The organism is Mucilaginibacter daejeonensis, from assembly GCF_020783335.1.
Classification (GTDB): domain Bacteria; phylum Bacteroidota; class Bacteroidia; order Sphingobacteriales; family Sphingobacteriaceae; genus Mucilaginibacter; species Mucilaginibacter daejeonensis.
In genome coordinates this window covers 436188-449358 of sequence record NZ_CP086068.1, presented here as the reverse complement: position 1 = coordinate 449358, position 13171 = coordinate 436188, and the positions used below count along the sequence as shown (strand labels likewise).

The window sequence follows — 13171 nt, the reverse complement described above, 5'->3', positions numbered from 1 at the left end:
AAAGGAGTTGAGTTGATGCCGTAATATACGGATCACGAGATCTTATCCCAAGTTAAGCCGCCACTTTTTGTGGTAGATGCCTGGTGCAGCACCTGGTGCTCGGGCAATGCCAGTTGCGGATCACGGGCAAAGATGTCTTCCACGCACTTGCGGGCCTGTAAAAGCAGCTCCTGATCAGTGGCCAGATCGGCCAATTTGAGGTCGAGCACACCACTTTGCTGCGTGCCCTCTATATTACCCGGACCGCGCAATTGCAGGTCGATCTCAGATATCTCGAAGCCATTATTGGTGCGCACCATGGTATCCAGGCGTATACGCCCTTCACGGCTCAGTTTTTGGCCGCTCATGAGCAAGCAGTATGACTGCTCGGCGCCACGCCCCACCCGGCCACGCAGCTGGTGTAACTGTGACAAACCGAACCGTTCAGCATTCTCAATGATCATCACCGAGGCGTTGGGCACGTTCACCCCTACCTCGATCACCGTGGTGGCCACCATGATCTGGGTCTCCCCTTTCAGGAAGCGTTGCATTTCAATGTCCTTATCGGCAGCCGGCATTTTACCATGTACCACGCTCACCTTGTATTGGGGCAACGGGAACTCATGCGATATCACCTCAAAGCCATCCATCAGGTTCTTGAGGTCTAATTTCTCACTTTCCTGAATGAGCGGATATACCACGTACACCTGCCTTCCCAAAGCGATCTCGCGCCTGATGAAGCCGAACATCTGCAAACGCTGGCTTTCATAGTAGTGAATGGTCTCGATAGGTTTACGGCCGGCCGGCAACTCATCGATCACCGATACATCAAGATCGCCATACAGCGTCATGGCCAGCGTACGTGGGATCGGCGTGGCGGTCATGACCAGCACATGCGGCGGCACTGCGGCCTTACGCCAAAGCTTCGAGCGTTGTTCAACCCCAAAGCGGTGCTGCTCATCGATCACTACAAAGCCTAAGTTCTGGTATTGTACCGCATCCTCTATCAGGGCATGGGTACCAATCAGGATCTTCAGCTTGCCGTTCTCTAAATTCTCGTGCAATACCTTGCGGTCCTTCTTCTTAGTGGAGCCGGTAAGCAGGCCTACCTGTACAAAGTCGTCGCCCACCAGGCCTTTTATAGAAAGGTAATGTTGATTGGCCAATATCTCGGTAGGTGCCATGATACAGGCCTGAAAGCCATTATCAATAGCCAGCAGCATGCACATAAGGGCTACCACCGTTTTTCCGCTGCCCACATCTCCCTGCAGCAGGCGGTTCATTTGCACGCCGCGCTGGGTGTCGATGCGTATCTCTTTCAACACCCGCTTTTGGGCGTTGGTGAGCGGGAACGGGATCAGCTCATTATAAAAGGTGGTGAACAATTCACCCACTGTTCCAAATACATTGCCTTTGAATTTTTGAGTACGCAATAGCTTGCTTTTCAACAAGCGCATCTGGATCAGGAATAACTCCTCGAACTTGAGCCTTCGCTGCGCCTCGTGAAGCATGGTAGCATCCTGCGGAAAGTGTATCTGCCGGTAAGCATCAGCACGCCCCATGAGCTTGAATTTTTGCAGGATGTAGAGCGGCAGGTTCTCTGGAATATCACGCACATGCTGATCCAGCAGTATGGCCACCAATTTTTGCAGGCCTTTACTATCGAGCGAGAAAGAACGAAGCTTTTCGGTAGAGTTATAACCCGGCTGGAGGGTGAGGTTACCCATGCGTTTGAGCGCCTCGGCCGAGTAGGGCTCCATCTCGGGGTGAGCCATTTGCGCCTTGCCGTTGAACATGCCCGGCTTACCAAATATGATATAAGCCTTGCCAATAACCAGGCTTTTTTCGGCCCACTTGATGCCCTGGAACCAGGCCAGCTCCATTGCACCGGTATCATCCTGCGCTTGAATGATCAGGCGCTTAGTGTGTTTTTCGCCCAGTATCTCCTTACGCATCAGCCGGGCGATCACCTGCACATGGGGCAGTTCAGGGTCCATATCGCGTATCTTGTAAAAACGCGTACGGTCAATGTACTTGTACGGGAAGTGCCGTAGCAGGTCCTGATAGGTAAAAATGCCAAGCTCCTTTTTAAGCACCTCGGCTCGGGCGGTGCCCACGCCCTTTAAATAATCTACCGGGGTGTTAAATACCTGCGGGTTCAAATCAGGAGCACGGGTTTAAAGATCAGGCCTTGAAAGCGGTCACCGTGATCTCAACGTTCACATTTTTTGGCAAAGCAGCTACCTGTACCGTTTCACGGGCAGGGAAATCAGCCGTAAAGTACGAGCCGTATATCTCGTTCACCTCGGCAAAGTTGCCCATGTCCTTTAAAAAGATGCTCGTCTTTACTACAGCCGATAGGTCAAGACCGGCCTCGGCCAATATGGCTTTGATGTTGGCCATCACCTTATGGGTCTCGGTGGCAATATCGGTAAGCACCAATTCGCCGGTGGCAGCATCAAGGGCTATCTGCCCTGACACGAACAAAAAATTACCCGCTAATACGGCCTGGTTGTATGGGCCTATAGGTGCAGGTGCGTTAGCAGTATTGATTATTGTACTCATTATTTTTTGAGGATGAACCAGTCGATCAGTTTCCAAATGATGCCCGCAATGAACATAATAATGGCGGTTGCATTGATGATATGCATCACTTTAAGATTAAAGCTTTGGGGCCTGTCGTTATCTTTTTTGCGGAAGAAATACATACGAAACAAATGTAATAAAAAAAGGCTCCGGGTTATCCGGAGCCTTTTCAAAGTATCTAATTGTTATTAGATATTATTTTTGCTTGAACTCAACGCGACGGTTCATTACACGTCCTTCTTCAGTTGAGTTGTCAGCGATAGGGTTAGTTTCGCCTAAACCTTTTACTTTGATACGTCTTGCTTCAACACCAGAGTTAACCAGGTAAGTTTTTACTGAGTTAGCACGGTCTTTTGATAAACGCAGGTTATGAGCTGCAGTACCTTCTGATGAAGCGTAACCATCTAATTCAACAGTTTTAGCAGTGTTAGAGCGCATATCAGCAGATACAGCGTCTAATACAGAGTAAGAAGAAGTTCTTAACACTGAGCTATCGAAATCGAATTGGATGTTAGAGTAAGCTTCAGCTTTAACTGAGTCAGCAGCTGGCTCTGGGAATTTGATAGGGCAACCAGCACCGTCAACTACTGTACCAGCAGGGGTGTTAGGGCATTTGTCAAATTGATCAGATACACCGTCACCGTCAGAATCTTTTTTCAGATCGTTAACAGCGTTCTCTACGTTAGTAACACGACCTTTCAAAGCTTCAACTTCTTGACGTAAAGCTGCATCATACAACTCGTCATACATCATTGCAACTGGGTTAACCCAATCCAGGTTTGGTTTTGAGCTTGGACCGAAAGTGTACTCTAAACCACCGTAACCGTAAGAGTATTTGTCTTTGCTAGGGTAGCCTCTTTTCAAAGCGTCCAGGTTATCATCGTCAGTGAAGTTCATGGTGTAACCTAAGTTCAGGGCTAACGCGTCAGCTAAACGGAATTTAACACCAGCACCAACTGGGATCACTAAGCTTTTTACGTAGTGGTTAGAACCGTCAGAGTTAGTGTAACGACCAGCAACGTTGTTAGCAGTTACATAAGTTGGGTTATACCAAACCATACCACCACCAGCTGTAACGAAGAAGTTAACTGCGTTTTTACGACGGATGAAGTCGATAGTAGCAACGTTAACAGTACCGCTTAAAGTACCTGACCAGAAACGGGTGTCGTAAGAACGGAAACCGTCACGGGTACCATTGTTAGCGCTTTCGTTAGTACCAGCTACTTTACCACCGTGAGCTTCTAATTGTAAGCCGAACGAGTGGGCCAGTTGCCAACGCAATGAAGCACCGTAACCTAATCTTGCTTTCCAGTCAGTGTAGTCATGCACACCGCCGATAGCCACCAATGGAGAAACCACACCAGCGTTAAGGCCGAAGCTCCAAGTGTTGTACTGACCTCTGCCGCCAAATACTTTGGCAGTAGTAGTAGATGCGCTCATGGTCGAATCGGTCTGTGCGTTAGCAACGCCTACAGCCATCAACGACGCAAAAGAAAGCGCTACTGTTTTCTTTAATGTAGAATAGTTCATAGTTTTAAGATTAAACAATTTTAATTGTGATTACTTGATAAAATTAGTACTTATGCTTCGTCTTCACCAAACACTGTTCCAATTTTACTAATACAGGAGACAAATAAATGCAAAAATTTGTTTTCAAAAAACTTCTAATCTTTAAAAAATGAAATATCCCACTATTGACAACAACTTATTTATTAACAATAGAAAAAATTTCGTTTCACGACTAAAACCTCATTCTGTGGCTGTTCTGAACGCCAACGATGAGTACACACGCAGCGGCGACCAGAACTATTTGTTCAAGCAGAACGCCGATCTTTTTTACTTGTCGGGCATTGATCAGGAGCAAACTATTTTACTGCTGTTCCCTGATTGTCCTGATCCCCTATACAGGGAAGTACTTTTTTTAAGACAGACCAGTGAACACATCGCCATTTGGGAAGGACATAAATACACCATGGAAGAGGCCAGGAAAGCCTCAGGCATTGAAAATATACGCTGGTTAGACGATTTTCAGAGCATTTTCCATGCGATCGTCCACTATGCTGAACACATTTACGTCAATACCAACGAGAATGATCGCTTTTTACCGGGCGTGCCTTACCGTGACCTGCGCTTTTTAGAGGACCTCCGCAGCAAGTACCCATTACATAAATACGAACGCGCGGCCCTGATCATGCGCGACCTGCGTGTAGTGAAATCGCCCATTGAGATCGAGCTCACTCAAAAAGCCTGCGACATAACCCGCGATGCCTTTATCAGGGTGCTCAAATTTGTGAAGCCGGGTGTGGCCGAATATGAGATCGAGGCCGAGATCATTCATGAGTTCCTGCGCCAGCGTGCAACGGGCCATGCCTATAACCCGATCATTGCTTCGGGCTATAACGCGATCGTGCTCCATTATAACGATAACAACCAGATCTGTAAGGATGGCGATGTAGTGCTGTTCGACTGGGCGGCCGAGTATGCCAACTATAATGCTGATATGAGCCGCTCCATACCGGTGAATGGCCGTTATAGCCCACGCCAGCGCCAGGTATATGATGCGGTGCTGAGAGTAATGAAAGGCTCGATAGAGATGCTGCAGGCCGGGACCATATGGAACGAGTACCATGTGGAGGTGGGCAAGCTGATGACCAGCGAACTGATCGGTCTGGGCCTATTGGACCGTCACGATGTGGAGAAGCAAGATCCTAAGATGCCTGCCTATAAAAAGTACTTTATGCACGGCACCTCGCACCACTTGGGCATAGATGTGCACGACTTTGCCAGCCGCCACAAAGCATTTGAGGTAGGCAACATCCTCACCTGTGAGCCGGGTATATATATTAAGGAAGAAAGCCTGGGTATCCGTTTAGAGAACAACATCCTGATCACCGAGAATGGTAACATCGACCTGATGGCCGGTATACCGATCGAGGCCGACCATATTGAAGAGATCATGAACAGCTAACAGTTCATTAAACCTCCTGATACCGCAAAACCATGCTATAACAATGAAATAGCATGGTTTTGTTATTTTTGCTCTAAGCTATGGCCCAACCCTCTGTATTAGTCACCTTCGATTCGATGCTGAACCCTAACTCGGGTTACTTTTCCTTTGGGAAAGGTTTGGGCAATGCATTAGTGAGCCAGAATGCTGGTCGCTATCAGCTTACTTATTACCTGTTCAGGAATACGCAGTACCAATTCGATACCAGTGTAGCGGTACTGCCGGTCAACAAGCTGCATAATCTGTACTTTCCGCAGCGCAATGGGTTCGACCTGGTACACTTCACCGATCAACGCTGCCGCCTGAAGCCTGGCATGGTGAACGCCAAGAAGGTACTTACCATACACGACATTAATAAGGTACATCTTAATAAAAGCAAACCATGGCGCATCAGGGCGCATGTGAACAAGATCAACAAGTATATTTCACAATGCGATAGGGTGGTCACGATATCTCAATTTGTAGCTAACGATATATTGAAGTATTGCCCTGCTGCCAAAGGCAAGATCAGCGTGATCCACAACGGGGCCGATAAATTGGTGACCCCACAAGGTCATGAACCTATGTATCGCCCCAAACGACCATTTATATTCACCATTGGTTTACTATCTCCCCAAAAAGGCTTTCATTACATACCTGCGTTGTTGCAAGACAATGAGCTGGAACTGGTGATCGCAGGCCCTGAGACCCTGCACAAAGACATCATCATACAGGAAGCGCAAAAGCATAATTGTGCCGACCGTGTGACCATTGCCGGCACGATCAGCGAGGAGGATAAGGCCTGGTACTATCAGAATTGCGAAGCCTTCGTTTTCCCGTCACGTACCGAAGGTTTTGGGTTGCCGGTGATCGAGGCAATGTATTTTGGCAAGCCGGTATTCTTATCTAAATACACCTCCTTACCAGAGGTTGGCGGCAACATGGCCTGGTACTTCGACAACTTCGAACCAGCACATATGCAGCAAATATTTGCTGAAGGTATGCGTCAGTACCGCAAGCAGGACATGTCCGCAGCGATCATGGCACATGCCGAGACCTTTTCGTGGGAGAACGCGGCCAAGAAATACACGGCCTTGTATGATGAACTATTAAAAGGCTGACCCTAATATTAATTCTTCTTCCGCTTGGCCCGCCAGAACTGGAAACGCAGCCAGATCTTTATCCCAAAGTACTTTAACACCATTTTGCTACGGTCGGCCTCAAAGGCAGTATCAGTATTTAGGCTTGATACCCCTGTATGGTTAAAGTTGGCCACCAAATGGTCACGGAACTCAAAGTGATATTCATTCCCCTGGAACAACGGAATATTAAAGGCATAGTCGGCCGAGATGCGGTACCGCACATCAAATCTGTGATGATCGAACACGCTTTTAGGGTAGATCATGGCTTGGTGGCATATCCCGATCTTGGCAAATTGATAGGCGTTGACCGGGAAGGTGGGTCCGCCAAAGGTCTGTACACGGCCGTAGTAAATAACCGAGGGGTCTTTCAGTTCGGCAGCCAGTCCCGAAAAGCCGGGCAGTAAGGTGTCATCGGCACCCAAAAAGTATACCCAGTCACCTTTAATATACTTTAGGGCCTTGTTCATGGCATCGTATATACCGGCGTCCTTCTCGCTGCGCCAGTAATGGATGTGCTGGTCGTTAGCTCTAAGCAATTCGACGGTGGCATCAGTACTTTGTCCGTCGATCACCACGATCTCGATGGCTGGGTACTGCTGCTGATAGATACTATCCAGGCAGGCCTGCAACGTAGCCGATGCATTATAGGTCACGATCACCACCGATACGGTAGGCTTGTTAGTGTGATCGATCTTTGCGGCGTCGCCCTGGAGTAACATCTATAATTAATAACAGAGAATGTATATTTGCCCATGAACAGGCAACCTATTGCTGCAAAAGTAACGATTTGACCAAACAGATGCCTCGGCACCAAAGCAGATGAAAAAAGTTCTTTATTTTTTCCCCGACAACATGGGCCGGCAAAACGCCGGGAACATTACGCGGGCCATGTATCTGCTGCGGTATTTCAGGCAACGGGGCATAACGGTCGACTTTGCCGGCATCCGCAATGAGACCGGCGACCAGCAATATACCGACCAGCAGGTGACCGACCTCTTGCAACGATCCGGCCTGGCCCGCCAAGTTCATTTACTGCCGCGCAAACCTGGTAAAAGCAACTCGGTGTGGTATTTTTTGCGGTACAAGCTTTGGGACCTTATCTACTACCTGTTCACCTTCCCGTCAAGTTCGAGCATTCCTACGTTCATGACCTTAAAGCTCAAAAAAGCTTTTGAAGGCGTATTGAAACAGGAGCAGTACGATGCCATCATTATCAGCTACATCTACTACGCCGACCTGGTGAGCACCAAGCAATTGACCGGTAACGCACGGCTGATCATGGACACCCACGACTTTATTACAGCACAATTCAAATACAAACGCGGGTTCGACCTGGGCGCAACCCTGAACGATGAGGTGAAAAGGCTGAACGCTTTTGACGAGGTTTGGGCCATATCGGCCGAGGAGCGTTACGTGTTCGGGCAGTTCTGTAAAACGCAGGTGCGATTGGTGCCCATGATGATGGATACCCCTCAGCGATTGCAGCTACCCTTAGAACAACGCCCGATCGACCTCATCTATGTGGCAAGCGATAACGTGCATAACCAAAAAGCGGCCGATTGGTTCTTCGGGCAAGTGTACCCGCTATTGCCTAAGGGGATCAGGATATGTGTGATCGGCAGCATCAATAAACATTTGCCTAAAGGATTAGCCATTGAGCAGATAGCTTTTGCCGAAAATTTGGATAGCTATTACAGCCAGGCCAAGATCGCGCTTTGCCCGATGCTGAGCGGAACCGGGGTAAAAGTTAAGGTGATCGAGGCTTTATCATACGGGCTACCCGTCGTATGCACCACTTACGGTACCGATGGCTTGCCCAACAAGATCGATAATGGCTGTCTGGTGAGCAATGATCCGGCGGGCTATGCCCAACTGATCGTCAGCCTGCTTAACGACCCTGAACTATATCAACAACAGCAGCAGCTGGCTCAACGCCTGTTCAGCCAGTATTTTGAGACGGGCGTAAGCTACAAGCTATTGGACGAGGTATTTGCATGAAGATCCTGATCGACCATCAAACCTTTTCGATGCAACGGTACGGCGGCATATCGCGGTACTTTGCCAACCTGAACGCAGGCTTTAATGCCACGCCGGGCGTCAGCAGCCGGATAGCCACGCTTTATAGCCAGAACGAGTACATCGATAAGGACAGCTTGCCGCTGGCCGGTATAGGCAAAAGCCTTTTTGGTGATAACAAGGACAAGGCCTTCAAATGGAATCGCCGGTATTCGCGCTGGATGCTGCGCCTGAGCGACCACGATGTGTTCCACCCTACTTATTACGACCCGTATTTTATCAAGTACTGCCGCAAGCCCTTTGTGGTGACGCTGCATGATATGATCTACGAGCTGTATCCAGAGCTGTTCGACCATACCGCGCAGGAGATCATTCGCCGTAAAAAACTACTGATGGATAAGGCCGCCGCGGTCATCGCCATATCGGAGCATACCAAACAGGATATCCTGCACTTCTATCCTGAACTGGAACCTAAGATAAAGGTGGTTCACCATGGCCACATACCCACCATTGCTGATAGCGGCGACAAGCTCCAACTCCCCGAACGCTATATATTATATGTAGGCGAACGCTGGCACTATAAGAACTTCACTCCTTTCGTGAACGCCATTGCCCCTTTGCTTCAACAGGACCCCAGCCTGCACCTGATCTGCGCCGGTGGCGGCAAGTTCAGCGAAGAGGAATCAGCATTATTTGCCAAGTTGAATATCGATAAGCAGCTAACGCAGATGAACGTGACCGATGAGCAACTAACGCAATTGTACAGCCAGGCGTTATTATTCGCTTTTCCATCCAAGCAGGAAGGTTTCGGGTTACCGGTGCTGGAGGCCTTTGCCAACCAATGCCCGGTGGTGTGCAGTAACACCACTGCGCTGCCAGAGGTAGCAGGCGAGGCGGCTGCCTATTTTGACCCGGCCAGTGCCGATAGCATGCGCACCGCTATCAGCAACGTACTGCAAGATGGAACGCTCCGTGGGCAACTCATTCAACAAGGCACGCAGCGGCTAAGCCAATTCAGCATGGAAGATTGTGTGAACAATACCATTGAGGTATATAGGAGCGTGACCGGTAAAGAATAAAGCCCTGCACACGGGGAGTGGCAGGGCTTCGGTTATAGTTGGTTAGTAAAAGGCGTTTTACACGAGCAAGTTACGACATTTTCAGCTTTTTCTGAATATCAGTAACATACCCTTTAAATTTTTTATCAGTGTCGATCAGGTCCTCTACGGTTTGGCAGGCATAGATCACGGTAGAGTGGTCACGGCCGCCAAAGAAGTTACCGATAGATTTCAATGAACTTTTGGTGTGAGCTTTGGCCAGGTACATAGATATCTGACGCGCCTGCACGATCTCGCGCTTGCGGGTCTGTGATTTTACCATATCCACCGGTACCTCAAAATACTCGCAAACCAGGCTTTGGATGTACTCGATAGATATCTCTTTTACCGAGTTCTTCACAAAGTTCTTCAGCATCGATTTGGCCAGTGCCAGATCGATCTCTTTACGCATCAGGGTCGATTGGGCCAGCAATGATACCATGGCGCCTTCAAGCTCACGAATGTTGTTATCGATGTTGTGCGCCACATACTCGATCACATCATCAGGCAGCTCGATACCGTCCTGATAGGTCTTGTTCTTAAGGATGGCCATGCGGGTCTCCAGATCTGGCGTTTGCAGATCGGCCGAAAGTCCCCACTTGAAGCGTGACAATAAGCGCTCTTCCAGTCCGGCCAGGTCCTTAGGAGCCTTGTCTGACGTGATGATCACTTGCTTGCCCGATTGGTGCAGGTGGTTGAATATGTGGAAGAAGAAATCCTGTGTCTTTTCTTTACCGGCAAAGTTGTGCACATCATCCATGATCAGCACATCGATCGCCTGGTAAAAGTTCACAAAATCATTGATGTTGTTATGCTTTAACGCGTCAACAAATTGCTGAGTGAATTTCTCGCATGATACATATAATACCAGCTTATCAGGCAAAGTGCGTTTGATCTCGTTACCAATGGCCTGGGCCAAATGCGTTTTACCTAAACCCACGCCGCCATACAGCATCAGCGGGTTAAATGAGGTGCCACCCGGTTTAGCGGCCACGGCATAACCTGCCGAGCGGGCCAAACGGTTGCAATCGCCCTCTACAAAATTCTCGAAAGTATAGTTCTGATTAAGCTGCGGATCAACATGTAGTTTTTTCAGCCCTGGTATCACAAAAGGATTTTTGATGTCCTTATTCAATGAGATAGGCACCGGCATGCTTTGGTTCTTGGCCTCGGCACCGTTACCGTTTGAGGGCATGTTGGTCGTGAACGGCTTATTAGATGATGATTGTTCTACCACGATGTTATACTCCAGGCGTCCATCGTCGCCCAGTTGTTTTTTAATGGTTTTACGAAGCAGCCCAACGTAATGTTCTTCAAGCCACTCGTAAAAAAATAAACTCGGTACCTGTATGGTAAGCACGCTGCCATCTAACCTCAAAGCCTTGATCGGTTCGAACCAGGTCTTGAAGCTTTGGGTAGGGATATTATCCTTGATGATCTGCAAGCAGCTACTCCAAACATTAGTACAAGTTTTTTCCATATAACAATTAACGGTAAAATGCTGATTTCCAAAGCCCGCTCACACTTTATTTGTGACGTTTACGGAACATCGAATATTCAAAAAATAAGCGGATCAAAAAAATAAATCTTTTATTTGTGAGCCTTGCTTTTTTGTGGTATTATACGCGAAAGGACCGCTTTTTATCCAAATAAAATTTGGCCTATCACGTTCATTTTTAATATGTTAAGCATTGCGCTTTTTGATCTTGAATTGAAGATCGTTCGTTAAAAGAAATATACCAGACCGGCTATTTTTCGTGTCATTTTCAAGTGCAATTACTACGCCACAAGCCCCTTGCTCAGCACCTCAAAATGTTAACCGATTGAAACTCGGAACGATAAAATAAGCGCCCCTTTTTTAACACCCTTAAGTTGTGCCGATATACCTTACATCACGTGTACTATTCACAACATTGTCCCGTAAACCACACAGGAAATTACTCTAACTATAACGCAGATCCTGAGGTACCGATCGCTAATGGCCTGCCTTTGCGGTATCGGCAAGTTCGATCAAAAAGGGCTGTGTGTACTGTGTTCTTTGTGGCTTCCCGTTCTGTATAGATGGAGGGCGAGGCGCTTTCCTGACCATGTTAAGAGCCACGCCTTTTAAATAAGCCTTGTCTTTACTACCCTTACAACCTTCACATTCAACGATCTTGGCCTTAAGGCTGCTTATGGTACTGTCTGTATTCACTATATATACCACATGAACTCTTGCTTTGGTGGTGGCCACTGTGTCCTTGGCTATGCCCACACTTTTGGCCTGTGCGTTGGAAGTCGACGGCTTCATAAGGAGCCCCAGTAGTGATATCAGCACCAGTTCTTTCATCACTATCCAAAAAGCTCGTCCAGATCGGCGCGGATCATGGATGCGGCCACCTCGTAAGGATCGTTCTCCTGCTGGCTCAGGTGCGCCAGTACGGTGCGGGCCAGGTCAAGCCCTGAGGCACCCTCGGGCAAGCTGCGGTAAGTATTGTTGAGCAAGGTAGTGGTATCGTTCTTTAAACGCCTAACCACGCCCCAGGCACGGCTGCTTACATAGACCTGTTGGGTAATGTTGTGCTGATATTCGTTATTGACCTCCTGTATGGCCAGCAGATGCAGATCAGCGGCCGAGTAGCCGGCCTGATTAAGGCGCACCAGCATAGAGGCCGGGCTCAAACGCTCCACCAGCAGCACGATACGTTCATACGCTTGCAAACGCAAAGGCAAGGTCGTATTATCGGCGGCTTTTTTTAACTCGAGCACCTGCAGGCGCTGGGTCTTGTCAAGGTAAGGTTTAATGAGGTAAAAGGCCACCCAAACCACGCCTACGCCGGCAATGGTCATTTTAAGGATGTCGAGCAGGATGTTGTACAAATTCATAGGAGGTGCAATGTTGCGCCCATGTCATAAATAGAATAGGGCGGCAACAAAGATCTGCATTTTAGCTTATATTTGTTTAGCTAAATAAAATTAAAACATGAGTGTAGCAGTTGAAATGGCACCCGTAAGCTTTACCGAAGGCGCTGCCAAAGAGATCAAAAAATTGAAGGACCAGCAAGAGCTGAGCGACGATTTTGGCCTGCGCGTTGGCGTTGAGGGCGGAGGCTGCGCCGGCATGAACTATATATTAGGTTTTGACCAGATGAAGGACGGCGATAAGGTATATGATGTGGATGGCATTAAAGTTTACATGCATAAGGCACATGGTATGTACCTGGCCGGTATGCAGGTAGATTTTCAGGACGGCCTGAATGCCCGCGGCTTTGTATTTAACAACCCTAATGCCCAAAGCACCTGCGGTTGTGGTACTTCGTTCTCGGTATAAGTTACTGCCTTACCTTTAAAAAATATAAAGGGCCACATCTTTCGATGCGGCCCTT

13 protein-coding genes are annotated in these 13171 nt (G+C 48.2%); 5 read left to right on the top strand and 8 right to left on the bottom strand.

The annotated features are described in order from the left end of the window. Positions 1-32: 32 nt before the first annotated feature. The 4 genes from recG to LLH06_RS01965 form a co-directional block, all read right to left on the bottom strand. Complete coding sequence (gene recG, locus LLH06_RS01980) at positions 33-2141, bottom strand: ATP-dependent DNA helicase RecG (RefSeq protein WP_228171584.1); 2109 nt, start codon at positions 2139-2141, stop codon at positions 33-35. 22 nt (positions 2142-2163) lie between these two features. Then, positions 2164-2544, bottom strand: a complete 381-nt coding sequence (locus tag LLH06_RS01975) for a RidA family protein (RefSeq protein WP_228171583.1) — start codon at positions 2542-2544, stop codon at positions 2164-2166. Then, positions 2544-2687 (bottom strand): DUF6728 family protein, encoded by a 144-nt coding sequence (locus LLH06_RS01970; RefSeq protein WP_228171582.1) that lies wholly within the window; start codon positions 2685-2687, stop codon positions 2544-2546. The genes LLH06_RS01975 and LLH06_RS01970 overlap by 1 nt, the downstream gene beginning before the upstream one ends. A gap of 73 nt (positions 2688-2760) precedes the next feature. Next, a complete protein-coding gene (locus LLH06_RS01965) occupies positions 2761-4095 on the bottom strand; it encodes an OmpA family protein (protein WP_228171581.1) in 1335 nt (444 codons plus the stop codon). Between the two features lie 148 nt (positions 4096-4243). Here LLH06_RS01965 and LLH06_RS01960 point away from each other — a divergent pair, with 148 nt between their 5' ends. Together LLH06_RS01960 and LLH06_RS01955 are read left to right on the top strand one after the other, a co-directional pair. Next, positions 4244-5533, top strand: a complete 1290-nt coding sequence (locus LLH06_RS01960; protein ID WP_228171580.1) for an aminopeptidase P N-terminal domain-containing protein — start codon at positions 4244-4246, stop codon at positions 5531-5533. An 80-nt stretch (positions 5534-5613) separates the two neighbouring features. Next, positions 5614-6672, top strand: a complete 1059-nt coding sequence (locus LLH06_RS01955) for a glycosyltransferase family 4 protein (RefSeq protein WP_228171579.1) — start codon at positions 5614-5616, stop codon at positions 6670-6672. Between the two features lie 8 nt (positions 6673-6680). Here the strand turns inward: LLH06_RS01955 and LLH06_RS01950 are convergent, their stop codons facing one another. Next, the gene (locus LLH06_RS01950; RefSeq protein WP_228171578.1) at positions 6681-7412 is read right to left on the bottom strand and encodes a glycosyltransferase family 2 protein; all 732 of its coding nucleotides are present in this window, start codon (positions 7410-7412) and stop codon (positions 6681-6683) included. 100 nt (positions 7413-7512) lie between these two features. On the opposite strand from LLH06_RS01950, the gene LLH06_RS01945 reads away from it, so the two are divergent. Then, the gene (locus LLH06_RS01945; protein WP_228171577.1) at positions 7513-8691 is read left to right on the top strand and encodes a glycosyltransferase; all 1179 of its coding nucleotides are present in this window, start codon (positions 7513-7515) and stop codon (positions 8689-8691) included. Next, a complete protein-coding gene (locus LLH06_RS01940) occupies positions 8688-9788 on the top strand; it encodes a glycosyltransferase family 4 protein (protein ID WP_228171576.1) in 1101 nt (366 codons plus the stop codon). The genes LLH06_RS01945 and LLH06_RS01940 overlap by 4 nt, the downstream gene beginning before the upstream one ends. 70 nt (positions 9789-9858) lie before the next feature. Here the strand turns inward: LLH06_RS01940 and dnaA are convergent, their stop codons facing one another. From dnaA to LLH06_RS01925, 3 genes are all read right to left on the bottom strand, one after another. Continuing rightward, on the bottom strand, positions 9859-11286 hold the full coding sequence (gene dnaA / locus LLH06_RS01935; protein WP_228171575.1) for a chromosomal replication initiator protein DnaA: 1428 nt from the start codon (positions 11284-11286) through the stop codon (positions 9859-9861). Positions 11287-11781: 495 nt separating this feature from the next. Further along, positions 11782-12096: an energy transducer TonB gene (locus LLH06_RS01930; protein WP_228171574.1), complete on the bottom strand. Its 315-nt coding sequence runs from the start codon at positions 12094-12096 to the stop codon at positions 11782-11784. A gap of 41 nt (positions 12097-12137) precedes the next feature. After that, complete coding sequence (locus tag LLH06_RS01925; RefSeq protein WP_228171573.1) at positions 12138-12671, bottom strand: DUF7935 family protein; 534 nt, start codon at positions 12669-12671, stop codon at positions 12138-12140. A 97-nt stretch (positions 12672-12768) separates the two neighbouring features. On the opposite strand from LLH06_RS01925, the gene LLH06_RS01920 reads away from it, so the two are divergent. Then, on the top strand, positions 12769-13116 hold the full coding sequence (locus tag LLH06_RS01920; protein ID WP_228171572.1) for a HesB/IscA family protein: 348 nt from the start codon (positions 12769-12771) through the stop codon (positions 13114-13116). Positions 13117-13171: the final 55 nt, after the last annotated feature.